This is a genomic window from Desulfitobacterium metallireducens DSM 15288, from assembly GCF_000231405.2.
Taxonomy (GTDB): domain Bacteria; phylum Bacillota; class Desulfitobacteriia; order Desulfitobacteriales; family Desulfitobacteriaceae; genus Desulfitobacterium_A; species Desulfitobacterium_A metallireducens.
In genome coordinates, this window is the sequence record NZ_CP007032.1 from 2,897,164 (window position 1) to 2,923,882 (window position 26,719).

At 44.3% G+C, this 26,719-nt stretch carries 24 protein-coding genes; 6 read left to right on the forward strand and 18 right to left on the reverse strand.

What is annotated here, in order from left to right:
- Window positions 1-128 precede the first annotated feature (128 nt).
- Window positions 129-557, forward strand: coding sequence for a putative ABC transporter permease (locus DESME_RS13965; protein WP_006718443.1), 429 nt, complete (start codon window positions 129-131; stop codon window positions 555-557).
- Between the two features lie 7 nt (window positions 558-564).
- Here the strand turns inward: DESME_RS13965 and DESME_RS13970 are convergent, their stop codons facing one another.
- A complete protein-coding gene (locus tag DESME_RS13970) occupies window positions 565-2,286 on the reverse strand; it encodes a methyl-accepting chemotaxis protein (RefSeq protein WP_006718445.1) in 1,722 nt (573 codons plus the stop codon).
- Between the two features lie 132 nt (window positions 2,287-2,418).
- Window positions 2,419-3,033 carry an ATP-dependent Clp endopeptidase proteolytic subunit ClpP gene (gene clpP, locus DESME_RS13975; RefSeq protein WP_006718447.1) on the reverse strand — a complete coding sequence of 205 codons (615 nt, stop codon included), beginning with the start codon at window positions 3,031-3,033 and terminating at the stop codon, window positions 2,419-2,421.
- 261 nt (window positions 3,034-3,294) lie between these two features.
- Between clpP and DESME_RS13980 the strand changes: the two genes are divergently transcribed.
- The gene (locus DESME_RS13980; RefSeq protein WP_006718450.1) at window positions 3,295-4,377 is read left to right on the forward strand and encodes an HD-GYP domain-containing protein; all 1,083 of its coding nucleotides are present in this window, start codon (window positions 3,295-3,297) and stop codon (window positions 4,375-4,377) included.
- A 65-nt stretch (window positions 4,378-4,442) separates the two neighbouring features.
- Here the strand turns inward: DESME_RS13980 and DESME_RS13985 are convergent, their stop codons facing one another.
- The 9 genes from DESME_RS13985 to DESME_RS14025 form a co-directional block, all read right to left on the reverse strand.
- The gene (locus tag DESME_RS13985) at window positions 4,443-5,735 is read right to left on the reverse strand and encodes a (Fe-S)-binding protein (protein ID WP_006718452.1); all 1,293 of its coding nucleotides are present in this window, start codon (window positions 5,733-5,735) and stop codon (window positions 4,443-4,445) included.
- Window position 5,736: 1 nt separating this feature from the next.
- On the reverse strand, window positions 5,737-7,125 hold the full coding sequence (locus tag DESME_RS13990) for an FAD-binding oxidoreductase (RefSeq protein ID WP_006718454.1): 1,389 nt from the start codon (window positions 7,123-7,125) through the stop codon (window positions 5,737-5,739).
- Window positions 7,126-7,320: 195 nt separating this feature from the next.
- Complete coding sequence (locus DESME_RS13995) at window positions 7,321-8,046, reverse strand: FadR/GntR family transcriptional regulator (RefSeq protein ID WP_006718456.1); 726 nt, start codon at window positions 8,044-8,046, stop codon at window positions 7,321-7,323.
- A 174-nt stretch (window positions 8,047-8,220) separates the two neighbouring features.
- Entirely contained in the window at window positions 8,221-8,799 is a 579-nt protein-coding gene (locus DESME_RS14000) for a TetR/AcrR family transcriptional regulator (protein ID WP_006718459.1), read from the reverse strand.
- 41 nt (window positions 8,800-8,840) lie between these two features.
- Entirely contained in the window at window positions 8,841-10,067 is a 1,227-nt protein-coding gene (locus tag DESME_RS14005; RefSeq protein ID WP_006718462.1) for a TolC family protein, read from the reverse strand.
- Window positions 10,068-10,190: 123 nt separating this feature from the next.
- Entirely contained in the window at window positions 10,191-11,483 is a 1,293-nt protein-coding gene (locus tag DESME_RS14010) for a DUF445 domain-containing protein (protein WP_006718464.1), read from the reverse strand.
- A 342-nt stretch (window positions 11,484-11,825) separates the two neighbouring features.
- A complete protein-coding gene (locus DESME_RS14015) occupies window positions 11,826-12,995 on the reverse strand; it encodes a DUF445 domain-containing protein (RefSeq protein ID WP_006718466.1) in 1,170 nt (389 codons plus the stop codon).
- Between the two features lie 106 nt (window positions 12,996-13,101).
- Window positions 13,102-14,130 carry a glycosyl hydrolase family 18 protein gene (locus tag DESME_RS14020; RefSeq protein ID WP_006718468.1) on the reverse strand — a complete coding sequence of 343 codons (1,029 nt, stop codon included), beginning with the start codon at window positions 14,128-14,130 and terminating at the stop codon, window positions 13,102-13,104.
- A 14-nt stretch (window positions 14,131-14,144) separates the two neighbouring features.
- On the reverse strand, window positions 14,145-15,080 hold the full coding sequence (locus DESME_RS14025; RefSeq protein ID WP_006718470.1) for an MBL fold metallo-hydrolase: 936 nt from the start codon (window positions 15,078-15,080) through the stop codon (window positions 14,145-14,147).
- A gap of 135 nt (window positions 15,081-15,215) precedes the next feature.
- Here DESME_RS14025 and DESME_RS16135 point away from each other — a divergent pair, with 135 nt between their 5' ends.
- A complete protein-coding gene (locus DESME_RS16135; protein WP_006718471.1) occupies window positions 15,216-15,353 on the forward strand; it encodes a hypothetical protein in 138 nt (45 codons plus the stop codon).
- 110 nt (window positions 15,354-15,463) lie between these two features.
- Here DESME_RS16135 and DESME_RS14030 read toward each other — a convergent pair whose 3' ends face one another.
- The 5 genes from DESME_RS14030 to fadR form a co-directional block, all read right to left on the reverse strand.
- On the reverse strand, window positions 15,464-16,807 hold the full coding sequence (locus DESME_RS14030) for an acetyl-CoA hydrolase/transferase family protein (RefSeq protein ID WP_006718473.1): 1,344 nt from the start codon (window positions 16,805-16,807) through the stop codon (window positions 15,464-15,466).
- A 114-nt stretch (window positions 16,808-16,921) separates the two neighbouring features.
- Entirely contained in the window at window positions 16,922-18,691 is a 1,770-nt protein-coding gene (locus DESME_RS14035) for an acyl-CoA dehydrogenase family protein (protein WP_006718475.1), read from the reverse strand.
- 26 nt (window positions 18,692-18,717) lie between these two features.
- A complete protein-coding gene (locus tag DESME_RS14040; protein WP_006718478.1) occupies window positions 18,718-19,860 on the reverse strand; it encodes a thiolase family protein in 1,143 nt (380 codons plus the stop codon).
- A gap of 13 nt (window positions 19,861-19,873) precedes the next feature.
- Entirely contained in the window at window positions 19,874-22,261 is a 2,388-nt protein-coding gene (locus DESME_RS14045; RefSeq protein WP_006718480.1) for a 3-hydroxyacyl-CoA dehydrogenase/enoyl-CoA hydratase family protein, read from the reverse strand.
- A 150-nt stretch (window positions 22,262-22,411) separates the two neighbouring features.
- Window positions 22,412-23,005, reverse strand: a complete 594-nt coding sequence (gene fadR / locus DESME_RS14050) for a fatty acid metabolism transcriptional regulator FadR (protein WP_006718482.1) — start codon at window positions 23,003-23,005, stop codon at window positions 22,412-22,414.
- Window positions 23,006-23,189: 184 nt separating this feature from the next.
- Between fadR and DESME_RS14055 the strand changes: the two genes are divergently transcribed.
- Window positions 23,190-23,996 (forward strand): enoyl-CoA hydratase/isomerase family protein, encoded by an 807-nt coding sequence (locus DESME_RS14055; protein WP_041484000.1) that lies wholly within the window; start codon window positions 23,190-23,192, stop codon window positions 23,994-23,996.
- Between the two features lie 53 nt (window positions 23,997-24,049).
- On the opposite strand, the gene DESME_RS14060 is transcribed toward DESME_RS14055, so the two are convergent.
- On the reverse strand, window positions 24,050-24,421 hold the full coding sequence (locus DESME_RS14060; protein ID WP_006718487.1) for a hypothetical protein: 372 nt from the start codon (window positions 24,419-24,421) through the stop codon (window positions 24,050-24,052).
- 390 nt (window positions 24,422-24,811) lie between these two features.
- Here DESME_RS14060 and DESME_RS16140 point away from each other — a divergent pair, with 390 nt between their 5' ends.
- Complete coding sequence (locus DESME_RS16140; protein ID WP_006718491.1) at window positions 24,812-24,958, forward strand: hypothetical protein; 147 nt, start codon at window positions 24,812-24,814, stop codon at window positions 24,956-24,958.
- Window positions 24,959-25,024: 66 nt separating this feature from the next.
- On the opposite strand, the gene DESME_RS14070 is transcribed toward DESME_RS16140, so the two are convergent.
- Window positions 25,025-26,404 (reverse strand): aldehyde dehydrogenase, encoded by a 1,380-nt coding sequence (locus DESME_RS14070; protein WP_006718493.1) that lies wholly within the window; start codon window positions 26,402-26,404, stop codon window positions 25,025-25,027.
- Window positions 26,405-26,541: 137 nt separating this feature from the next.
- Between DESME_RS14070 and DESME_RS15765 the strand changes: the two genes are divergently transcribed.
- A complete protein-coding gene (locus DESME_RS15765) occupies window positions 26,542-26,688 on the forward strand; it encodes an aspartyl-phosphate phosphatase Spo0E family protein (protein WP_084553199.1) in 147 nt (48 codons plus the stop codon).
- Window positions 26,689-26,719 lie beyond the last annotated feature (31 nt).

Below are 26,719 nucleotides of genomic sequence, written 5' to 3' on the forward strand. Positions count from 1 at the left end.
ATCTCCTCACTCATCTCAGGTTTATTTATTTAGGGAATGGATATTCTAAAACCAATATCTTTTTACAAATTCGTAAGCTTAATTATACCATATTATCCCTAGAAAAATTTTATCTCTGGAGAATTTCTATGGCCGATAACTTTCTTTCTTTATCACGTCATCGTTGGGCACGCTTTCTCATCTATGGCTTCCTCGGCTTAACGCTCGAGGTCATTTATACCGGACTTTCCTCCTTACTCAAGGGGGATCTAAGCATGCACGGTTTTACCTTTTTAGTCATGTTTCCGATTTATGGTTTGGCTATTTTTCTCGAGCCTGTTCACAACAAAATCAAGCCCCAGCCGTGGTGGCTCCGGGGCTTAATCTATTTGTTTATCATTTGGGGGATTGAATATTTGAGCGGCTGGTTCCTAAACTTCATTCTAGGCTACTGCCCTTGGTCATACCACGATCCTCTGAATATCAAGGGCTGGATCACACTAAGAATGGCTCCTGAATGGTTTCTGGCAGGCCTCGGTTTTGAGATCATCCATACCGGTCTAGAGCATACTTCTTAAACCTAAATCATAGTTTAAAATGTTGCATAAGTTCTTTAAGTTTTTGTGACAGTTGGTCCAAGGCCTTAGCTGAAGCGAACAATTCTTCGACAGAGGCATTCTGCTCTTCCGCTGCAGCTGCAGTTGCCTGGGTCGTTGCTGAAGTAGAATTGGCTCTATCGACGATCTCTCCGATTGCCGTTTGCATCTGTTCTCCTTCTTTCTGGATTTGCCGCACAGAATTCGCAATTTCTTGAGCCAGCCCTGCACTGTTCTCTACTGAGGATAAAATGACCCCAAAGTGTGTAACAATTTCACGAAGCTGGGTACTCCCTTGATTTACGCTTTCAACACTGGCGGACATTTCCTGGTGGGCTGCTGCAGAGGCTTGCTGCATTTCCTGAACCGGTTGTGTAATATTCAAAAGACTGGATTGCACTTCCTCGGCAAGCTTACGGACTTCTTCCGCAACAACGGCGAAGCCCCGACCCTGTTCCCCAGCTCTTGCCGCTTCGATTGCAGCATTAAGAGCCAAAAGATTGGTTTGCTGCGCAATAGCATCGATGAGTTGAACGGTTTTTGAGATCTCTTCTGATTTTTCATCGACATTGCGAATGACTTGACTCAAATTCTGGACTTGATGTTCGATATCATTCATCTGCTCAACTACCCGTTGCAGGGATTGACTGCCCTCCTTGGCTAGTCCTGCAGATCGTTGAGAGGCTTCATTGACCTTTTCGGCTTGAGCTTCTGCATGACTCATTTCCTCAAGCACGCGAGTCATGCGTATTTGATTTTCACCCATTTCTCTAACCTGGTCCTCTGTATGGTTAGCAATCTCACTCGCCGCAGACGCGACTTGCTCCGAGGCCTGAGCCGATTGTTCCGCCCCCCTATGCATATCCATTGAAGTCCGGGCAAGATCCTCAGCTGTATTGGTCACACTCTGAATCGTCTGTCTCAAAAAGATCGTCATGTCCCGAAAAGCATCCTGAATTTCAACGCCTTCACGGTTCCAAGCGCGCCAAGGCGACTTTTTCTTGCGTTCAATAACTCCATCTGCAATCTCATTGGCATTGCTAACGAGGCTTTGCATCATCCGGGTCAGCGCCCGGCTAAGGAATAGTCCAATTAAGATGCTTAAAAGAACATCTACAACGGAAATAATGAGCGAAAGACGAGACGATTTTTGGAAGATTACCTCCGTATCTTTCGTATTATGGGTATTGAGAAGTTCCATCTTATCTTGAACCATTTTAGCCAGAGTATCATTGGCTTTCTGATTGATCACCGCACCATTGCCCATAATATTATCCATGGCTACTTCTTTTTGCCCTGATTTCGCAGTATTGATCGTAAAATCCGCGGAACCGAGATACAAAGACCAGTAGCTTTTAAAGTCCTGCCAATTTTGTTCTTCCTCTGGAGAACGGGAGGTTGCTGCATAATTCTTCATCAGTTGATCGATCGCGGCCTTGTCTGCTTGGAGTTGCCCTTGAAATTTTTTCTGTTCTTCAGGCGTACGGGAAGAAATCAGCAGTAAAACGTTTGACCGGTAGCTTAAGGAGCGATATTGAAGATCCGAAAGAATATTCATAGGGATAACATCATTCTGATAAGACTCTGAAGTTTTAGCATGCATTTGATTCATTCCAGATATTCCAACTGCACCGACAGCTCCAGCCGCGAGTGCAATAAAAATCATCAGGACTGTCACTTGAATTCCCATCCGAAAACGTTCTCGTTTCATGATCCACCTCTTTTACAATAATAACTCCTTATGATTCTACATTGATTTGTCTTTTCCTTTTTAGAATTTACAGAAAAATAAAATAACTGTCCTAGATCGACATCTAAGACAGTTATTTCTAGTAATTGAACCTTATTTCTTTTCTACAGGAGTTGCAATCTTTTCGAGAACTTCATCGACAAGACCATATTCTTTGGCTTCATCCGCTGTCATATAATGGTCCCGTTCGGTATCTGCTTCGATTTTCTCAACGGTTTGTCCGGTCCGTTCAGCCAAAATTCGATTCATTCTTGCCCTTACTTGAAGTAAGTGCTTAGCATGAATTTCGACTTCGGTGGCTTGACCTGAAATTCCGCCGCCGCCAATCAGGGGTTGGTGAATGAGGATTTCGGCGTTCGGAAGTGCTGTTCTTTTCCCTTTCGCACCTGACGTCAAGAGGAATGCTCCCATACTGGCCGCAAGTCCGACGCAAATCGTATGGACGTCCGGGCGAATATATTGCATCGTATCATAGATGGCCATTCCTGCGCTAATCGATCCGCCAGGACTATTAATATAAAGGAAGATATCTTTCTCCGGATCCTCGGCTTCGAGAAATAAAAGCTGAGCAACAATGAGGTTAGCTACATCATCATCAATCGGCCCTCCGAGGAAAATAATCCTGTCTTTCAGCAGTCTGGAATAAATATCATAAGACCGCTCTCCACGATTCGTTTGCTCAATAACCATTGGTACTAGATAACCCATTCTGAATCCCCCTTAATTCCTTTTATCATTTCGTTATATGTTTTTCTATTTCCTAATAGCCTTTCCCGATAATTCTATTTTAGTACAAAGGTCAGTAAAGGTCAAATAGATTTCATTAATCCACTCTAATTTTTAATTATTCGCGATAAAAACCAAAATTAGACGATAATTATCCTTTTTCTTCTATTTCAAGTAAAAAGAGGATTTTGAGTCTTTTTGTAGAATTAGAATTTACAGTCTGCAAAGCGAGGGGAAATTACGATGCAATTTGTACTAAAACCCGTTTATCATCGATTTGAAGTAGGAGAATTTGCCTCTCAAGATTATTTTGATTCCCGAGGCGCTCTTCTTTTAGGTAAAGCGCAGCAAGTCACTCCCTCACTTGCTTCATTTTTAAATTGCCAAACGGTTAATACTTTGCATTGTGAGTGCGAATTTTCCAACACTATTCCGAGTGATCTACACGCTTCCACTCTTCTGCGCTTTCCTCGTACTGTACCCTGGCTGCAGCGGGTATATTTTGAAACAAATCTGCTTAAGCCCGAGTTGCTTTTCGAGGCGGTCCATTATGTTGATCAACTCGTGGCCCACTTATCCCTTCATCCTTTCATCTCTTCTGACTTGGAATTTTTGCAAACCTCAGATAAGGTGACTTATAAACATTCCGTTAATGTCGCTCTTATTTCTTATATTATCGGAAAATCCATGAACTTTAAAGGAGAAAAACTGCGTCGACTCGTCCTCGGTGCTTTAATGCATGATATCGGCAAATTGGAAATTCCTAATGAAATCCTGAACAAACCAGGAGCTCTCACTGAGGAGGAATACGAAATCATGCAAACCCACCCTGCTAAGGGCGTAGCCAGGTCCTCGGATCTCCTCTTACCTGACAGCGTTCTCTCAGCCATCCTGCAACACCATGAGCGATGGAATGGGAGTGGCTATCCGCAAGGCTTAGTGGGGCAGGAGATTTTACTTTCTGCACAAATTATGGCTGTCGCGGATGTCTTCGATGCTCTCATCACGGATCGTCCTTATCATGCTGCTATTCCACCCTACCATGCGCTCGAAATTCTTTTAAAAAGCTCGGGTACTGAATTCTCACCTGAGGTCCTCCAGGCTCTCCTCTGCATGATTCAGCTCTATCCTGCGGGTTCTGTGGTGACTTTAAATAGTGGAGAAGTCGGAATTGTCCTCCGCTTTTCTTACCGCAATCTCACTCAACCTAAGATTCAAGTTCTTTCGGATGCCTTCGGAAATCCTCTCGAAACAGAACGGATTATTGACCTCTCCGAGGATTCTTCCCATTATATCCAATCCTTTCAACATCGCAGAGTTGGATAATAATGCAACCTAAGTTGCAAAAAAGGTGTAAGTCGTATTATTCGACTTACACCCTTTTTATGCGATTACTTTTTACCGGCTTTATAGGATTCTGCAAGAATCTGGATTGTATGCACGACATCTTCCTGAAGGCCTGCGTTTTCAACACCGCTAGTCAATTGAAGTCGGCATGCTGGGCAACCGGTGACAACTGTATCGGTATGCGTTTGTGCAATATCTGCAATCTTTTGATCTGAAATCTTAGCGGAAAGATCGGGGTGAACAAGCATGAAGGAGCCTGCCATACCACAACAGCGATCCGGTTTTTTCATCTCAATCAGCTCAACACCGGGAATGGCTTTGAGAATCTCACGCGGTTCTTTGTTGATTCCTTGACCCCGGTTTAAGTGACAAGGATCATGGTAGGTTACTTTACGTTCAACACGACCTAACCCTTCGCGTTTAAACGGAACCTGATGAATCAAAAATTCTGAGATATCATACGTCTTAGCTGCCCATTTATCAGCTAGAGGTTTCATCTCTGGATCATCTTCAAAAAGTTCTGGGTAAACATGTTTCCAGGACTCGCCACAAGAGGAGCAGTTGGAGATAATCGCATCAACGCCCGCTTTTTCAAAGGCTAAAATATTGCGCCGTGCCATTACTTTGGCAGATTCAACATCTCCGTTAACCGAAGCAGGAGTACCACAGCATCCTTGATCCTTCGGAACGACAACTTCACAGCCATTTTCCAAGAGGACATCGACGACGGATCGACCCATATCCGTGTAGAAATAGTTCGTTACACAACCGATATAATAGCCTACACGCATTTGAACGCGCATTTTAGGATCGGGAACCGTGATCACTTCGGGTAATTGGTCTTTAAGCGGTTTCTTTGCTAAGTTGGGTAAAACTTTGTCACCCAAACCAATATTAATCCGCAGTCGAGCCCCTTTATCACTTCCATGAATCCGTTTCATCGCGATCCCTTGGAACCGACTCCCGAATTTCATTCCAAAGTCGAAAAGGCGATTCATCTTAAGGGCATTAAAAGCAATCTTTTTGACTGGATGAAGCCCTTGTTTGCGAACCCCTTCGGCGCGGGCGGCAAGAATAATCTTATCAAAACGCACGCCACAGGAGCAGTTTGCGGTACAAGCCATACAGGTCGTACAGAGGGAAAGGCGCTCATTTAAGCCCGCGGTTAAATCCATCTCGCCCGTAAAGAGCGTTTCGATCAACGTAATTTTTCCGCGAGCAGATGCGACTTCCTTGCGCGTTTCTTTATAAATCGGGCAGACTTCTTGGCAGTTCCCGCATTTCATACATTTATAAAGTTCCTCATAAATGGAGTCGAGTGAACTGTAAATGCTCACATTAGTCCCTCCTCACCATTTTACCAGGGTTTAAGATAAAGTTTGGATCTAAGGCTTTTTTGATATCTCTCAGAAGATTGACGCCTTCTTCCCCAAATTCAAGCGGAAGGAATTTCGCTTTGGCCATCCCGATTCCATGCTCTCCGGAAAGGGTTCCTCCCAAGGAGATTGCAACATCAAAAATCTCGGCGACCGCTTTTTCGACGCGCTCCATTTCTTCAGTATCACGCGCGTCCGTAAGAATCGTCGGGTGAAGATTACCATCCCCTGCATGACCAAACGTTCCAATCGTCAAATTATATTTCGTAGCTATTTGACGAATCGCCTTAATCATATCTGGAATCTTACTCCGAGGAACTGTCGCATCTTCGAGAACGGTGGTGGGTTTGAGCTGAGCAAGCGCTGGAAGTGCATTGCGTCGGGCAAACCAGATCTGGTCGCGTTCTTTATCATCCTTGGCGAGTTTTACCTCAGTTGCGCCTTCTTCAGCAAGGATCTTCTCCACAAGCGTTGCTTCACGTTCAACAGCTTCTTTATAGCCATCGACTTCACAAAGAAGAATGGCTTGTGCATCAATGGGTAAACCCGCATGTGCGAAGTTCTCAACCGTCCGAATCGTCATGTTATCCATGATTTCCAAGGTGGCAGGAATAACCTTGTTGCGAATAATCGCGGAAATAGCACTTCCCGCTTTATCAATATCATCAAATACACCAAGAATGCTCTTTTTCGCTTCAGGTGTAGGGGAAAGTTTCACGAGGATCTCGGTTAGAATTCCGAGCGTCCCTTCCGCTCCAGTAAAGAGTGCGGTTAAATCATAGCCAGAGACATTTTTAACCGTCTTGCCGCCCCATTTAATGACATCCCCATTGCCTCGAACGAGTTTCATACCCATGACGTACTGTTTGGTTACACCATATTTTAAACCCCGTAATCCTCCTGAGGACTCCGAAACAGAACCTCCCATGGTTGCTGTGGTTACTGTTCCCGGATCGGGAGGATAGAATAGCCCGTGCTCCATAGCAGCATTGTTCAGATCTTGAATAATTACTCCGGGTTGTACCCATGCTGTTAAGTTTTCAGCATCCACCTCAAGAATCTGGTTCATATTAAGCATGGACATGACAATCCCACTCTCTACCGGAATTGTTCCCCCGCTTAAGTTTGTTCCTGACCCCCGTGGATAGATTGGTGTTTGATATTTATTCGCGATTTTCACAACTTCAGCGACTTGTTCGGTATTGGCTGGAGTAATGACAACGTCTGGAAGCACCCGTTTCATGGCTGCTGTTGCATCATATGCATAAGTCATCAAGTCTTCCTTTTCCATAAGGACGTTGTCTTGACCTAGGACTTGAATCAGTTCCTGTAAAGCTTCTGGTTTTAACATACTCTATGCCCTCCTTTATCCTAATTGGAGTCTTTGTTTTTAGTGGTCTGACCATCCTATGATATGTTCTATTTTTAATATACTCTATTCTTCTTAAATATTCAATTAATTTAGTAGATTGAGAAAAAAAGAACTTTCCATCATTGGCAAAGTTCTTTTTTGGGTAATAGTCAAACCTATTTTTAGTTTTAGGATCTATTCTGCTTGAGGGTTTTCTATATATTTTGCAAGCTCAAGTTCAACTTTTTGAAGATGTTCATACGTTAAGCGGCGTGCCTTTTCGGAATCCTGGGACTGAATCGCATTAAAAATGTCGCAATGCTCTTCAAACAGTCGTTGGGTTGTTCCCGCTGTTGCTGCTAACCACAGTGCCCGTGTGACTTGAAGGGTTTGACCCATCGTTTCTTGAACCGTATTCATCAATCGGTTAAGAAGCGGATTTTTACTTGCTCGTGCCAGGGCAATGTGAAAATCCAGATCAAGTTGTTCACTATGTTTTGCTTCAGGTAAATCCTTTTGCATTTGCTCGACTAAAATTTTAAGATGAACCCAATCTTCTTCGTCACGGCGTTCTGCTGCAAGGCCTGCGGCTTCAACTTCTAGGGCCTTTCGTACTTCAAGGATATTTTGCAGTTGATTTTTCTCTAACAAAAAAATAAAGCTTAAAGGTTCAATTATCGAATTAGGTGAGGCTGATTTTACATAAATTCCTTCACCTTGCCTTATTTCAAGAATTCCTGTCAAGCTTAAAGCGGCTAAAGCTTCTCGAACTGAGGTCCGAGACACTTGAAAGCGCTCTGTAAGTTCGCCTTCAGTTAAAAATCGATCTCCAGGGAGTAACTGGCCATCGATGATTAGATTCTTGATCTGTTCTAAGATAATTTCCGTTGTTCGTTTACTTTTAATCGGTTTAATGTCCATGGAGTTTACCTTACCTCTCAATGCCTTAGTATCTTCTTACTGTTATAACTGGATGAAATTTGAAGAACATATAAATTATATCATAGGAACTCTTTGATGCGCATGAAAAAATGCCCTATAGAATAGACTTTTTAAGCGGCCTACTCTATAGGGTACCCTTATCTTATCTCTATCTTACTCAATCAATCCCGTAAGAATCACTTTTGCGATACCCTCATGATCAATTTCGTCAGGATTATATCCATCGACAAATAACTTCTTCATCGCATAGCTTTGGACTCCCCCTAAGATACACGAGGCTGCAATCTCAATATCGATATCGGCTTTAAGTTCTAACGTTTGAATCCCAACTTGGATCATGTCTTCGACCGCTTTAAAAGTCGTTGACATTTCCTTGAGCATTCGCGACCGCATATCCTCAGAAAGGGTCTGCCCTGTCATGATAGAACCAAAAATATCGAGATGTTCCTTCAAAAACTTCGCATAGAATTGGGAGATCAGCCTGATTTTTTCCATCATCGTGTCTCCCTGCTCGATCACAGAAACCAAATCGTCTCGGAAACGTTGCCCACTATAACGAATCATCTCTTGGAATAAGGTATTTTTACTGTCAAAATAATCATAAACCGTCCCTTTGCCAATCCCTGCTTCCTTGGCGATTCCTTCAATGGTAGCGCCTTCAATTCCGGCTTCAGAAAACACCTTAATAGCGGCATTGAGTATTTCGACCCGTTTTTCTTCCTTTGCTGTCAACGATAATCCTCCCTCTGTCATTCATAGCTGTTGGGTCTTAATTAGAAGCCTGCACCATTAGATGCTCCGGCAGCTCCCGTACTTTGTGAAGTAGCGGAAGCTGTCGACGAAATCGTTAATCCTTGTTTCATCCAATCATAATCGGTATAGGATTTAAGAAGATCCTGTTCAGCTGTATCCACTGCATTAACCTGTGTAGTGTACTTTGAGCGTTCTCCTTCAAATTCCAGATTTGACAGAAGCCCTAAAGAATTCTTCAATACGGCCTGATCATATTTTGTTTTTGTATTCGTGAGTTTATCCCGTTCTAGGTCGAGAGCTTTCTTCTTATCCTGAACATCTTGATAAGCGTTATGGAAAGCTAGCGTGAAGCTACGTTCCGCGTCCTTCCGCTTATCACTATCCTCTTCAAGTCTAACGCTATAGCTTTGAACAAGTGCATCCGCTAAATCTACCTCATAGTCCATCGCATTAATTTTGCTTTGGGATAAAGTTGAGGGCTCTTTCAGTTGAAGCGTGGTATCAAAATCCTGACCAAGGAAAACGTTCAGTTGCCCTTTGATCCCATCAAGACCTTTATTAAGTTGATCGAGAGCCATATTCAAATCTTTGATCTGGGACTCAACCTCAATGACTTGGAGATGAGTTCCCAAACCCAGGGATTCCATTAATTGAAATGAGGAAAGTTGCTTTTGGAGAAGGGATAAGTTCACGCTCAGGTTATCCTTCTTATTGTTCAGATCCGAATAGGATAGATAAAGTTGCTGTGCACCCCTGATGGTTTGGTCTTTTCCTTGTTCGACTTGGAGCCAAGATTTCCATAAGTCACCTTGATTATTCTCGAGGCTATCAATTTGAGCTTGAAGAGATGTTATCTGATTAACATAATTAAATAAGTTTATATAATTCACTTCGGCATAAACATAATCTAATCGTTCTTGCTCAGACCCAAATACATTTTTCGGTCCTGGATCTTTCGCCAAAACCTCTCCCATCGTCATTCCTACAACATAATCTAGCGGTTTATTAGGAGAGTTTAGTAACCCATTTAAAGTTTTCTTCAGTCCATCTATGCCATCACTTAAATCAGATGAAGCATTCGCTACAGAATCCCCCATATTCAAAATCAAAGGACTATGGGCATTCATTTCTTCATCTAGCTTATCAAAACTGAGCGAATGGATTGTATCCGTATCCTCTGTAGCCAACGCGGGTATTGGGAACATAAGCATACTCCCGACTAACAAAGCCGATAGCGTTTTCTTCATAATTTTATCCCCCTATTTTAGCCCTAGTCGATTTTATGTATTTTCTGAACTGACTGTTCGGTCGATAGCTTCTAGTTTATATATACACCGTTGAATTCACTCTAGTCAATGATAATTTTTCCACTATTTTAAAACCATCAACAGCGGCTGATAGGCGAAATTCAAAATCATAAATAGAACAAATCCTAGAATCCCCCCGACGATTGAACCGTTGATACGAATCCACTGAAGGTCATTGCCTGCCTTATCCTCGATAAACTGGTTCAGTTCGTCATCGGATAAATCCTCTAATGTCTCTTCTACGATCTCACCAATCAAATTGTGTTCCTTCTGGGCAATTTTCAGGAGCGTGTCGCGGAAATAGGTATCAAGGGTCTCTTGCAGGTTTTTATCCTCTTGAACTGTCTTCCAAAAGTGGGTGGTTAAAGGCTTAACAGAGGAAACCAAGCTCTCTCCCCTCAGAGATTTCCCTTCTTGCCAGGTGGTTAAAACCTTTTCAATCCCTGTCTCCAAGTAGGACTCGAGCGATAATTCAGCAAGAATTTGCTGAAACCATTCCTCGATTTGCGCTTCAGTTACTCCGTCATTTTCCCAATTTTGAAGTCTCTGCTCGAGCTGAAATTTCAAGCGCATTCGCAACTCATTCTCAGGGGATTTTAAGCGTCGAATGCTTAGAATGAGATGAGTTTGCAAGGCGTCAGCAGCGTCTTCGAGATTCACTCCGTCTGAAGCCTGAAAGATTCCAAAAAAGGTTTTTTGCAAAAATCCCCCGCTCGCCAATTGCTGTTCTTTCATATTTTCAAGATAGATTAAAATCCGAGCATATACTCGCGTCCCTGAAACATAAACGAGTAAATCCTCAATCCCATCATCCAGCCATCGATCAAATTCTTGGCGGTGAAGCATCGTTTGGGAATACGCTAAAATTTTCTGAGCTATATCTAACTCGCTTACTTTATCGCGGATCAGCGCACTAAAATCTACGGCAACTTTAGTCCCATTGACCTGCATCTTTAGTCCAGATAAGAAACGAGCCAGCTTTTCTGCCAGAAAATCTGATCCTCCCTGTTTTTCAAGCACATTTAAGATTTTACCTGTCAACTGCAAGCCCTCAATCTTCTGCCGGATCATGGCTGCGCTGAGCAATTCTTGCTCAACCATCGCCCGGATTGCTCCAATCATTTTCGTCCGATTTCGGGGAATCAAGGCGGTATGATAAGGCCATCCTAAGGGTTTCCGAAAGAGTGCCGTGATAGCAAACCAATCCGCGATTCCACCCACTAAGGATGCTTCAAGCACAAACTGGCAAAGACGTATCATAAAATTATCCGGCCAAACCCGTTTGGCCCCAGAAACAAAAACAAACAAGATGAAAACTATACTCAAGACCGCATTCGCACGGCGACGGTAGTTCATAAATTATCGATCCTTTCTATTAAATGTAGATTCTCGCACATCCGTTCACTTAGCGCTCCATGGCTTGCTTACTCGCTTCTGTACCAGCTTCGCCAAACCTCCAGGTAATACCTGAAGTGCGTCGCTTCTGTGCGTCCATGCACCCGCGACATCAGTCCATCCTTGGACAAGTCCAAGTGGCTACGCTATGATACAAAAGCCTCGTTCGCTGTACCGCCCCTCCGCGAAATCATTCTCTCCTGTGCGATATAGGAGACTGGCTTAAAGTTGAGGTACGAAACTCAAGCTTTAGTCGACTTATCCTCGGAGGGGAGAATCTACGTTTAAAAAGCTATAGACTTCTCAGATAAGAAAATTCACCAGATAGAAAAGTACTCCCGCGAGTCCACCAACAACTGAGCCGTTGATGCGGATCATTTGCAGGTCAGCTCCGGCCTTTTCTTCAATCAAGTTAACTAACATTTCATCTGAGTACTTCTCAAGTCCGTCCCTGACAAACCGTCCAATTCGATCATGTAATCCGGCGACGACTTGGGAAAGGAGCGTTTGCACCTTTTGATTGAACCCAACTCGTTTTTCGGCATTCTCTTCTAATTCTAAGTGATATTTCGCAATATAGTGAAGCAGAAACGAAGTCAGCATCTGAGCATTTTCAGGCTGATTCGCCCTAGTTTGGATGAAGGAGCGAACCTTGGGGAGAAGCTGCTCGACTAAATCATCAAAGCGGGGGCCTGCAACAAATTCCTCTAGCCATTCTTGAGCAGTCCGGACAGCTTGTCCTCCTGTTAATTCATTAGATACCTGCATTTGAATCTTCGTCGCAAGCGTTGAACTGTCGGGCAAAAACATCTGCACAATTTTTCGTGAGGAATTTTCGCTGACATAAGCTTCTAATGAATCATCTATCCATTTCTCTAAGGTATGATGCATTTCAGGACTTTGGCCCCAGAGGCTAAGCTCATGAGCCAACACTTCGAGCACTTTGTTCACGGTTCCCTTATCACAAGAAAGCTTAAACGCTTCACGCAAGATCTCACTGATCACATTATTTAAAGCGAAAGTCTCTTCTCCAAGCTGATTCATGCTTTCTAAGAGGCTATTTACTAACGATTTTACGCTCGGCTCAAGCTTCTCAAGTCCTTGCGCATCGGTTAGTTTTCCAAAGAGGTCTGCGAAATCCAACCCTGCTATTTTTTGGGTTAACGCTTCTTGCGAGAGTAACTCGTCTTGAACCATGTGCGTCAGTTCCTGAAATATCCGTTCCCGATTACGCGGAATAATTTCCGTTCGAAAGACCCGTCCTGGACGTATCCCTAAGGGCTTGCGGAAAAGTGCCGTGACCGCAAACCAGTCTGCCAGTCCTCCGACTAAACCTGCACTACAGCCACTGGTTACAAGTCCGCCCCAAAACTGCGTTTGAAAAGGGAACGCTGCTACAAGCCCCAAAGCCGTTACCCCTAATGCCCAGTTTGCTTTACGATATGTATTTAAAGGATTTATCTGTTTAATCATATTCCTGACCTCATCTAAAACGAAGTAAGACACCTACCCACAAAATCAGTAGCTGTCTTACGATAATATACCATATTTTAGAGCAAAAAACACTTAAGACTCTAATCTACTCGCTTGCAGTGAATTTGCTTTTGATCAAAGGATAAATATTGGGGTCCTCGTCCCCAAGATGCCAGAACACGATACCATAGATATTATACCGGTTGACTAAATCCAGCAGCGTCCCCGTCGAGAGGGCATCACTAAACCATACTTCATGGTCAATATTATCCTCCGTATACGTATAATGCGGCCCGTTAAGCGGATCGTGGGTGATATCTACCCCTTGTTGCTGGGCAATTTCGCTAGCCCGTTTATAGGTCACTCCCTGTCCCTTGCCTGCTGACCAGTTATAGCCATACGTCGGAAGTCCAAGGACAACTTTTTGAAGAGGGATTCTCGACACGGCATAAGCAAGAACTTCCTCCACCCATACGGCGGGAGCAATCGACCCTGGATCGCTACCACTCCAGGAGTAATCATAAGCCATCACCCGAACGAAATCAGCGGCTTGACCTATCGCCTGATAATCATGGGCTGCCGCTCCGTACCAACTTCCCTCATCTGTCGTTTTCGCATGTACGGTTACGACAAGCCTCTTCTGAATCGCTCGGAACGCTTGGGAGGCTTCCCTAATGAATGAGGAAAAAACATCACGATCTTCTCGGGGTAAATTTTCATAGTTGAGATCGATCCCGTCATAATTTTTGCTTTGAACGAGATGGACTAAATTCTGAATATGTTGAGTTCTCAGCTCTGGAGAATTAATCAGGTTGAAAATCAGCTCCTGGTTAAATTCGTTGGAGATTAAAGGAATAAGACGAATTCCTTTGTTTCGTACAAACGCGATGATTTCCGGGTCTTCCGCGAAGGGGAATTTTCCAACTGCACCATTGCTTTCTAAGCGGTACCAATAGGGGGAAAGCTGGTCAAAAACTTCAGCGTTGGCCTTAACTGATGCAAATCCACTGGCCTGGTACCAGTACGGCAACCATCCTGCGACTGAGCGAGATATCGGTGCAGGCGCCTGTGATCGTAAAGTTTGAACCTCGAGCACGTCACTTCCGCGGGAACCGATGCGCAAATTTCTTGCCACCGCCCCATCACCTCTTATCCGTTTTCCTCTAGTATATTAACGGATTTAGAAAGTTGTTCATTAACTTGCTTCCAACCATAGACTTGATGAAGTTGGGTAAAAAGAGCGACCGGGTTTGCTTTTCCCTGTCTTAGACGAAGTGCGCCTTCGTACACTGAGATATGAGGGTCATACTTCTGCACTTGGTGTAAGATTTGAGCTCGTGATTCTTGACATCGCTCATTGGTATTGACTTGAGGTTCGCCATGAGCCGGAAAATACTGAAGTGCATTAAGCTTCTCTAGTGTATCTAAACTTTTGAGTTGACTCGGTAATCCACTCGTAACCTTACCCTCTTCAAGCCAAATCCCAGGATAGGCTACTTGATCCGGTAACAATATATCTCCTGAAAAGAGCATTTTCTGTTGTTCTTCAAAAAAAGCGAGATGTCCCATCGTGTGACCCGGTGTCGGAATCGCTTTTAAAGCATAATTTCCTGCATGTAACGTTTGAAAGGGGGCAATCTGCTCAACCTGATCTGGCCAGGAGGTCATGTGACGTAGTTTTTCATAGGTCTTAACCATACCTTCAATAACTAGCCCGTCAGGTATCTCCCATTCATCCCTTGCCCATTCGCGAAAAATCCCAAAACTCTCACCTGTAGCAAAGGTCTTCCATTCCCCGTAATCCTTCGCCCCAATTAATATTCGAGCACCTTTTTTGGCAAACTGGTGTGCTGCTCCTGCATGGTCTACATGCCAATGCGTAGCTATCACTTGTTCAAGACGCTTAATGCCTAATCGTTGAAGTGCTGTTTGAATCATCTCAAAAACACCAGGCGTATTTGTCCCCGTGTCCATTAATGTAGGTGTTTCCCCCCGAAAAATATAGACATTGATAAAGGGCTCGCTTAACTTCAAGGGTACTTTAAGTTGATAAATATTCGGGGCAATCTCTCTCATCTCTGGCATATCATCTTCCCCCAATGTATTTAAAATCGAACGAATATTCAGTTTATTATTTTGAATAACATTGTATATTATAATCCGAAATAAGACAAGAATATACCTGTAGATTATATAACAGACATAAAGGAGGCTCTTTCTATGATTACAAATTTAACCCCTGAGAAAGTCGCTTATCCCTATCAGGTTATTTGCGAACGTTGCCAAAAAACCGTCTTCTTTTCCGGTGAAAAGGGCGAGGTCTTCACTGTAATCTGTGACCCGTGTTCGGGTTTATAAAAATAGAATTTAGTTTAAACTAAATTGAATTAAATATAAAAGAGAATTGAAGTCAAAAGACGACCATCAATGGACATGGCCGTCTTTTTGACATTCCATACTTATCCCCTTTAACGTTTGTTACTTCTACGCCAAACCTTAAGCTTTTGCGCCTCTTGAATCAGCTCTTCACGAAAATCAGGATGCGCAATACTAATGAGTTTTTCGGCGCGTTGCCAAGTCGTTTGCCCTTTGAGATTCACTATTCCGTATTCAGTGACCACATATTGAACCATCGGCCGAGTATCTGTAACAACCGCTCCTACCGTCAAAAGAGGATTGATCCGTGAATATTTCGTCCCCTCATGATCCGTATACGTCGATTCCATACAGATGAAGCTCCGTCCTCCCTTGGAATTATAGGCTGCATCCACGAAATCGAGTTGGCCCCCCGCTCCGCTGATCATCTTGGGACCCACGGTTTCAGAGCACACCTGACCGGAGAGATCAATTTCCAGTGCATTATTGATTGAAACGAGGTTATCATTCATGCTGGCAATGGAGCGATCATTGGTATATTCGACCGGATAGCCTGCGACTTGAGGGTTATTATCGATAAAGTCATAAAGTTTCTGGGTTCCACCCGCGAAGGTATAAACCATCCGCCCGCGATCAATTTGTTTCTTCCGTCCGGTAATCCTTCCCGTTTCAAACATCTCAACATAACTATCGACAAGCATTTCCGTGTGAACACCCAAATCCTTTAAATCCGATTTGGCAATCTGGGAGCCTAAAGCATTCGGCATTGTTCCAATTCCGAGTTGAATACAATCTCCATTCCTTAATTCCTGGAGCACATATTGGGCAATTTGCTGATCAACTTCTGCGGGTTCAAGGGAAGGAATCTGGGGCATACCCGTATGTCCCGCTTCCACGATGTAATCGATTTCCGAAACATGCAGCGTATGACCATAGCCACCATGCGCAATCGGCATATCTTCATTCACTTCGACAATAATGACTTTCGCCTTATCAGCAGAAGCCCGATAATGAGAAATCGTAGGGCCTAAGTTAAAGTTTCCATGTCTATCCATCGGGCTCACTTGAACCATAAGCACATCTACCCGGGATATATTTTCTAAGATATAACGCGGAACTTCAGAATAACGAAGTGGGATATAAAAAGCCCTTCCCATTTCATAATATTTCCGATCAATCACGCTAAAATGGACACAATCCCAGGTGAAATGCTCCCCCCTTGGATCAGCTTTAATAATGGCATGAGGACGCATAGAAACTCCCGCTAAGAGCTGAATATCTTGAAGTTCTGGTGTTCGACGAGCTAAAGCCGCATCAAGTACGGGCAGAGTGTTGGCCGCATAGGAGTAAATAATCCAGTCTCCACTTTTGACAACACTCACCGCTTGATCCGCAGATACGACCTTTTTTCGGTATTCCTCAGTCCAAGTCGACATCTCTTCTTCCCCCTCACTTCTTCAAGCTAAAACAATCCTCTATAAACAATCCTCTACCCTTTAATCGCATCTTTCTATCTCTGTTATATTCCCTTTAAATGTTCTGCTTCTCTTTTAACGGATTGGATATTTTTCTTTCGCAATCACTGCATTGGCGATGTCTTGACGAAGTTCAATCATATCGACATTTGGACGGCGAACCAGTTTGCGCAAACCTGCCAACACCGTGCTCAGTGAATCTCCTTTTTCGACAGCACAGAGAACCTCTTTCCCCTGTTGCTCGAGTACATTCATCGCCTCAAATGCTCCTAAGGTTGCCGCTTTTTCAACAAAACGTTTATGCTCCTCTGAAACGTTTAATTCTTGAACCTTCAGCGCTCTGAGAATTCCACTTTCCATGGTATAGATTTGGAGAACCATTTCCGCCAGGCCGAGAAGGACATATTGGTTATCCTTAAGTTCATTCCCTAGGTTTTGAGTGGCCAACCCTGCAGCCAAAAGGAAGACTTTTTTCGCTTTTTGCGTCATTTGAAGCAGTCCCGCAAGACCTTCTCCTTCTGAGCTCAACCCCCCTGATAGGAGATCTTTACTGACGGCTTTAGCTGCTGCTAAGAGAGGCAATTCACCAGTAAGGGCACGTTTCAAAAGGGTTCCTGGAACAAGCAAACGGTTGATTTCATTCGTCCCTTCAAAGAGCCGATTGATGCGGGAATCTCGGTACATTCTTTCGATTGGATACTCTTGAATGAAACCATAGCCGCCATGAATTTGGACACCTTCATCAACGGAAAGATCCAGCACTTCTGAGGCAAGGACTTTATTTAAAGAACATTCAATCGCATATTCTTCTAAGGCCTTACCTGCCTCTTTACGGCAATCCCCGGTTAAATCCAGCCCGTAGAAACCTTCTTCCATCAGCCCTGCGGTTCGGTAGACGACACTTTCGGCAAGATAGGACTGAGTCGCGACCTCAGCGAGCTTTGTTTGGATCGCGCCAAAACGACTTAAGGGCGTTCCAAATTGTTTGCGCTCACCTGCATATTTCACCGAGACTTCTAAGGCGAGTTGGGCACTGCCGATCGCTGCAGCAGCAAGCTTAAAGCGGCCCACATTGAGAATATTAAAGGCGACAACATGCCCACGTCCGACTTCCCCGACCACATTTTCCACCGGAACTTTCACGTCTTCCAAAATCACCTGTCGCGTCGAAGAACCTTTAATCCCCATCTTTTTCTCTTCTGGTCCAAAGGAGACCCCAGGGTATTCCCGTTCCACGATGAAGTTCGTCAATTTGCCGTCCACTTTAGCATAGATGAGAAAAATATCAGCAAAACCCGCATTAGTGATAAATTGTTTGGTTCCATTCAAGATATAATGCGTTCCTTCAGGATTCAGAACGGCAGTTGATTTTGCCCCCAAAGCATCTGAGCCTGAACCCGGTTCAGTTAAGCAATATGCTGCAATTTTCTCTCCACTCGCTAGGCTAGGCAGGTATTTTGCCTTCTGTTCAGGAGTTCCGAAATAGACAATCGGCAACGTTCCAATTCCAGTATGTGCCGCAAAGGAGACAGCAAAGGAGGCGCCCCGAGGGACTTCTTCCCCGACCACGACCGTCGAGAATTTATCCATACCTGATCCCCCGAATTCTTCAGGGACTTCTAAACCGAGGAGACCTAATTCTCCCGCTTGATGCAGGAATTCCTTCATCAGTCCATCTTCCTGCTCTTCGATTTTTTCAATCTTCGGAGCGATTTCTTTCTCCACAAAGTTATGTGCCATCGTCTTTAGCTGGAGATGATCTTCATTTAATTCCTCTGGGACAAATACTTGATCAGGCGTCACTTCAGCTAGCAAAAATCCGCCACCTTTTAAAGCTAATTCCATCGTTTTCTCCCCCTTAATTTTTAATTTTATAGAAGCTCATACACTCCCGCGGCCCCCATGCCGCCCCCGATGCACATGGTAACCATTCCATATTTGAGACCTCGGCGTTTTAACTCATGAAGAAGTGTCGCAGTCAACTTCGCACCCGTACACCCCAGAGGATGACCGAAAGCTATGGCTCCCCCGTTGGGATTCACTTTGGCTGGGTCGATACCGAGCGTTTTAATCACCGCTAAACCTTGAGCTGCAAAAGCTTCATTAAGTTCAAATAGATCAATCTGATCTAGGGTAAGCCCGACTTGTTTTAACACTTTGGGGATCGCTTTAAGGGGACCGATCCCCATGAGCTCCGGTTCAACACCAGCTACGGCAAAGCCACGCCAGACAGCCAGAGGCTTAAGTTCGAGTTCCTTGACTTTTTGCTCGGACATGAGCAAGGTTGCTGCTGCCCCATCACTGGTCTGAGACGAGTTCCCAGCCGTGACCGTTCCGCCGCTTAAGAAGGCAGGTTTAAGCTTAGCGAGTGAGGATAGGCTCGTTTCTGGACGAATTCCTTCATCCTGTGAGAACTCCCTTTCTCCGAATAGAGGAACAGGTACGATTTCTTCCGTAAACCGTCCACTCATTTGAGCTGCATAAGCTTTTTGATGACTCGCTACCGCGAATTCGTCTTGCTGTTCCCGAGTTACTTCATATTTACGAGCCACATTTTCTGCGGTAAGTCCCATTGAAAGGTAGACTTCCGGCGCATGCTGCATCATATAGGGATTCGGTGCGGGTTTCAATCCGCCTAACGGGACCATGGACATGCTCTCCGCTCCGCCGCTAAGAATGACATCGGCTTCCCCGAGGCGGATCCGATCTGCCCCTAAGGAAATCGCTTGTAATCCAGAAGAACAGAACCGATTGATCGTCATGCCTGGGACTTCGATAGGTAACCCTGCCCTTAAAGCCATGACTCGTCCCATATTCATCCCTTGCTCTCCTTCTGGAAAAGAACATCCGATGATACAATCATCAATCTCCGCTGGATTTAATTGAGGAATACGTTTTAGAATATCTTGAAGAACATAAGCTCCCAGATCATCCGGACGCACCTGAGCTAATGAACCTTTAACTGCTTTTCCTATCGCTGTCCGTCTGCTATCAACAATTAATGCTTCTCTCATTCCTCTTCACCTCCTAATTCCGTAAGGGTTTATTCTTAGTCAGCATATAACGAATCCGATCCTGAGTCTTTTGCTCACCGGCTAAACTCAAGAAACCTTCACGCTCCTGATCGAGCAAGTATTGCTCGTCGACATAACTGCCTGCTGGCTTATCTCCACCGGTCATCACATAGGCCAATTTTTTGGCAAGATGTTCATCATATTCTGAGATGTAACATCCTTCCTTCATCCCATAGAGGGCGAGTTCCAGCGTAGCACGTACTCCTGAGCCTGCTGTTTTTACCTTCTTGGGAAGGAGTGGTCGGAAGTTGCGCGCGAGATCGATCACGCGTGCTTTCGCGTCGAGAAGAATATGCTCTGCATTCATGCTGTAGCGATCATGGTCGCGAAGAAAGCCAAGATTTCTAGCCATTTCTGCACTCGTCGAGACCTGCGCCAGCGCAACCGTTTCAAATCGTTTCGCAAAGAAGAAATCGGGGGATACTTGAACGCCCGGCAAAATCCCTTCCATTGCGCGAACAGCCATTTCTTTCGTTCCACCGCCACCAGGGAGGAGACCCACTCCGAGTTCAACGAGTCCCATATATGTCTCAGCCGATGCTTGGATGCCATGAGAATGGAGACAAACTTCAGTTCCACCGCCTAAAGTCATTCCAAACGGCGCGGCAACCACAGGTCTTTTCGCATATTTCAAAGCCATTGTTCCTCTTTGGAATTCACGAACCATAAAGTCGAGCTCATCCCAATTTTCATCTTCAGCTTCCATTAAAATGAGCATCAGGTTCGCACCGACACAGAAATTCTTACCTTGACTGCCGATAACGAGGCCAAGATAGTTCTTTTCGACTTCGTCCAGAGATTTATGAATCATTGTCATAATATCCGCACCAATAGAGTTATTCGGAGAATGAAACTCCAAGCAAGCTACTCCGTCGCCAAGGTCAACCAAGCTTGCTCCCGCATTTCCAAAAATCACTTTGCCCTGTTGATGGGCTTGTTTTAAGGAGAAGGAATACGGGCTGATCCGTTGAGCTTGGTATTCCCCGTCAGCATAAAAGGCGATATTCCCGTCTACTGCTTTTTCATAGAAGCGTGTTTTTCCTTCGGCAAGAAGTTTTTCCACGATCGGCGGAAGCAAATCTCCTTCAGCAACAATGCGCTCCGCTGTCGCTTTGACACCCAAGGCATCCCAGGTCTCAAACGGGCCCATTTCCCAATTAAACCCAAGACGCATTCCCTCGTCAACTGCCGTAATATCGTCGGCAACTTGTGGAGCGACCTTCGCTGCATAGAGCAAAACAGGTTTCAGGACACTCCAAGCAAATTGTGAACCCACATCTTTGCCACTGATCAAGGTCCGAATTTTGTCTTTGAGCGATCCCGCGTTTTTGGCCTTATCTAAGGATGGGAATTTTACCTTTTTTTTCGGGACATAGGTCAGAGTCTTCGGCTCTAAAACTTCAACCGCTTTGCCTTCCGCCGTTTTGACTTTCTTATAAAATCCTTGTTTTGATTTGTCTCCAAGCCACCCCTTGTCAAGCATCGATTGAACAAAATCGGGAAGAACAAAAAGTGCTTTTTCCTCAGGTACTCCTTCAGCAACATTAGCTGCAACATGGACGAACGTATCCAGCCCGACCATATCCACCGTGCGGAAAGAAGCCGATTTAGGGCGCCCCATTACAGGACCGGTTAAGGCATCTACCTCGTCAATCGTAAGACCATAGCGCATCATTTCTTGAAGAGTCACGGTCAAACCATAAACACCGATGCGGTTAGCGATAAAATTCGGGGTATCTTTACCCAAAACAACGCCCTTACCCAAAACCCGTTCCCCAAAATCAGCCATAAACTTCAAAATTTCCGGATCTGTATTGGGTCCAGGGATAATTTCTAAAAGTTTCATATAGCGGGGTGGATTAAAAAAGTGCGTCCCTAAGAAAAAGCGTGTAAACTCAAGCGGGAGCCCCTCGACCATAGACTTTAAGGATATCCCTGAAGTATTCGAGCTAACAATCGTCCCTGGTCGGATATGAGCTGCGACTTTTGCAAACAAGTCAACTTTAACCTCAAGCCGCTCCACTACGACCTCAATGACCCAGTCAACTTCCTTTAAACGCTCGAGATCATCCGTTAAATTACCCACCTCAATGCGCTCCGCAAATTCAGAAACAAAGAGCGGAGCTGGATTCACTTTTAAGAGTTTTGCCTTACTTGAGGTCGCAATACGATTCCGTACCTTACTACTCTCGAGGGTAAGTCCAGCAGCTTCCTCCTCTGGGAGTAAAGCAGTGGGGATAATATCCAACAGTAAGCTAGGAATCCCTGCATTCGCTAAATGAGCTGCAATTGTGCTGCCCATCACTCCTGAGCCAAGAACAGCCACTTTGTTGATTTGCATATTTCTCCTCCTCTCTCGATTTGACTCTTTTCTACTCTTGATTTAGCTCTTCGTATTCTCTTTATTCTGATTTTTCTGACTTTTTTGATTGTAAAAAGCCATGTGAGTGACCATTCAGTCATTTTGTGTCGAACAGGAGGAAATCCTCCTTTATTCCTTTTCAGGTAAGCATAAAGCCCGAGCCAATAATTCGAGGATAGGGTCAACTTCATCAAGTAAGTTACGCTCGGTTCGAGCCAAAAGCCAATCGGTCGTTGCTTCATCAAGCGTCCCAAAAATCATCTGGCGAGCGACCTTAATATTGATCGGAGTAACCTCTTGACACTCAATTCCTTCTTGAATCACCTCCTCAATCAATCGAAAATAATCGCGCAGGGGGCCGGAAATTGCTGCCCGCAAACTGGGATCGGATTGCCTTAACTCAAGCTGGGTGACTACCGCTAAAGATCGGTCATTCACCATGTTAGAAAAGTGCGTTTGAATTATCGTTCTGAGTCGCATTCTCGTCGTCTCGCAAGACTCCAGTCCGCTACGAATTCGGTCGATAAAATGCCCCATGCGCACTTCGAAAAGCCGGATCAAGATTTCTTCTTTATTTTTAAAATAAAGATAGATTGTGCCATCCGCGACACCGGCTAACCGAGCAATTTTAGACACTTGACATTGATAGTATCCGGACTCAGCAAAAGCCTCAGTCGCTGCATCCAGAATTCTTTGGAATTTTTCTTCACGTGATGCGATCATATTTATGCCATCCCTTTATCTATTTGAATGAATACTCATTCATTTTGTGTCTCTATCTTATCATTTCTTCTTTCAAAAATAAATAGTCTTTTTCAGAATTTTATAAAATATTCTGTTTTCAATGTTTCCCTTTCATGGTATGCTAAAAGAAAAATTGGATGAATGGTCATTCATTTAAGGAGTTATGTTCAAGAAAGGAGCAATAAATGTGAGTTACAGAGATTTTAACCTCGAGTTTAAAAATCAAGTTGCCCTTGTCACCCTCAACCGTCCGGAGAAGGGAAATTCTTGGACGAAAGAAACCTATCTCGAGATGGAGGAACTTCAAACCGAACTCCAGAGAAATGAGGAAGTACGTGCAATTGTCTTCACAGGCGCAGGTGATAAATTTTTCTGTGCTGGCGCAGATTTGGCCCTCCTTTCTGAACTAAACTCACATTGGATTTCCTTAGAACTTTCCCGCTTTCAAGCGATTAACACGCGCTGGGAACGCCACATCAAGCCTGTCATCATGGCTGTCAACGGAATTACCGTCGGGAGCGGTCTCGAGCTTGCCCTTAGCGGAGATATCCGGATCGCTTCGAGTGAAGCCACCTTTTCAATTAACGAAGTGCGTTTAGGCCTCAATCCTGATATGGGTGGAACACAGCGTTTAACCCGAGTTGTCGGTCCCAGCCAAGCTAAGCGCCTCATTCTCACTGCAGAAACCCTCGATGCTCAAGAGGCCGCTCGCATTGGACTCGTCGATTGTGTTGTCCCTGCCAAGAATTTGATAAGCGAAGCGTTAAAGATGGCCGAACGAATTACCTATATGCCCCCGCTCGCCGTCCGCTTTGCTAAAAAGGCCATCAACCTTGCTGTGGATACCCCTCTTGAAATGGGTCTAATGTATGAAGAAGTTGCCTCCACCTTTTGCATGGGAACGGAGGATAAAAAAGAAGCCGTTCAGTCTGTTTTGGAAAAGCGACAGCCTGAATTCTATGGAAAATAGCTTTTCCTTATACTAAAAGGGGCTGTTTTGCGACAGCCCCTTTTTTTCTCCTATTAGCCTTTACGACGCGCCAGGAAATTACTAATTAAGGCTTTAATCCCTCCCCCTTTGGCAAAAGTCTGCGGTGATTGTTGCTGTAAAGTTTGGGCTTGAGGTTGGACTTGGGCTTGAGATAGAGGTTGATACGAGGGTTGAACATTCAGGGTATTATTTAGGTTTCCGCCGTACCCACCTGCCCCCATCCCTTTCATGAGAAAATTAACCACGGGTGGTATAGGAACCCCTGCTTGGGATAGATAGGGCATAACCTGTTGTATACCCCTCAGAACAGTCTTGCCCGTATTCAACCAGTTGGGTTGCCCAAAGGAGTTCATATTCTGGCGGTTAGGAGGGGGATTACCTCCTCTGAAATGACTAAGTGGCATAATTTCTCCTCCCTATTATTGGTATTATATGGTATGTTGTAGAATATTCTTCCTCTTGTACTTTGGACACCCTGTTTCCAACTTCAATCCATTTAAATTTCTTTAAGACAATCCTGTTTTTAGTAAATATTGGAACCCTTTTTCCACACTGACATAAGTTATATCAAGCCCGGAAAACCAGATTATGGAAGGAGGAAAACATTATGGCATTCGGAGGAGCAGCAGTTGCAGGGGGTCCTGGATTTGGAGCCGGAATTGCGATCGTTGTCGTTATCATTCTTTTGCTCATCGCATTAGGTATCGTTTTCTAAAAAATCTAAGAAACACAAAAAACACATTTCGTTTCTATAAATGAATTATTCTTGATTAACTCTAATGGAGGTGAATCTTATGTACGGAGTTGGCGGATATGGCGTTGGATATGGCGCTGGATGTGGAGTTCCTGTTGCTCCTGTTGGTGGAGTAGGCGTTGGCGTTGGTGCTGGCATCATCGCAATCGCAATTTTGATCTTAATCGCTCTTGCTGTTATCTTCTAATTAAAGCAAAGTTCCCGGGCTTCAGCCCGGGAACTTCTGATTTACCTATAATCCACTTTCATTGATCTATTTCATCAAAAAACGAATGGCTTGTAACGCATACTTAAAAGAGGGATAGCGAACCGGCAAATCGAACTGGGTACTCTGGCTTAAGATACTTTTTTGATGAGAAAACGCTTCAAAACTGCTTTTTCCATGATAAGCCCCATTCCCACTGTTTCCCACTCCGCCAAAGGGAAGGTAGGGTGTGACAATGTGCATCACGGTGTCATTAAAGCATCCTCCTCCAAAGGAGATTCCCTGAAGGATTCTATCTTGCAAGCCCTTATTCTCTGAGAAAAAATAGAGAGCCAAGGGCTTTTCGTGTTCGTTGACCTGCGCAATGACCTCCTCCAAGTCTTCATACTCGAGCACCGGTAGGATAGGTCCAAAAATCTCCTCCTGCATCACCGGATGATTCCAATCGACTTGGTCCAGAATTGTCGGCTCGATAAACCTCCGTTTTTCGTCATAACCCCCGCCGGCTAAAACATGAGCCCTCTCCAAATAAGTGATTAGTCTCTGAAAATGTCTATCATTAACAATGACCGTCAAATCATTATTTTGAAGCATCGTCTGGCTGTCTTGACCATAAAAATTTCGAATATAGCCTTGCATGTGCTCAACCAGTTCTTCTTTGACGTCTTTGTGAACGAAGAGATAATCTGGGGCAATACACGTTTGTCCCGCATTTAAGAATTTTCCCCAAACAATGCGTTTCGCCGCTAAATCCAACTTCGCATCCTTATGTACAATACAGGGACTCTTTCCTCCAAGCTCCAAGGTTACCGGAGTTAGATATTGGGCAGCCGCTTGTGCTACAATTTTTCCGACCACGACACTCCCTGTAAAAAAGATTTTATCAAACTTAAGGTTCAAAAGTTCTGTACTTGCTTCTGCTCCCCCCTCGATAACGGCTATATATTCGCTTGGAAACTGCGAACTCATCATCTCAGCTATAACTCGAGAAACATGGGGACTTAGCTCGGAGGGTTTAAGAATCGCACAGTTGCCCGCAGCCATCGCACCGAGAAGGGGAGCAAGGGTTAACTGAAAGGGATAATTCCAAGGTGAGATAATCAATGCAACGCCGTAAGGTTCAGGGTAAATAAAACTTCTTGAGCCGATATGCGTCAGGGGAGTCTTGACCCGCTTTGCTTTCATCCAAGAAACAAGATTCTTTGTGAGGTAGTTAATTTCCGAAAGGACCATCCCCAGCTCGGTCGAATAAGTATCAAGTTCTGATTTATTTAAGTCATGATGAAGCGCTTCCAAGATTGCAGGTTCAAAACGCTGAATCACCTGTTTCAATTTGTTAAGTTGCTCCAGACGAAAGCTCGCCTCTTGCGTGACCCCTGTGGCAAAAAAATCCCTTTGTTTTTTCAGGATCTTTTCAGATTGATTCATTCTGCCCCTCCCGATTACACTTTGTTCACGGATAACAAGTAAATAGGCTCAATTTTGTAGTTTGCACCAATTGGCATGACCAACTGACCGGTGTACAATAGTCATATTATAAAAATCAAAGGGGCGTGTCAGTTCCGATGGAACAACTGCAAGTTAGAATCGAAAAAGTACGCTTATCCTTATATAAAATTGCGGAAGAGAGATCCCTCACGGATCCAGAAGTTGTTCGAATAAGTCAGTGCTTGGATAATTTACTGAATGAATATCAACAGATAGCAAGTTAAGGGAATTATAGCATTCTTCCCTATTGCAAAC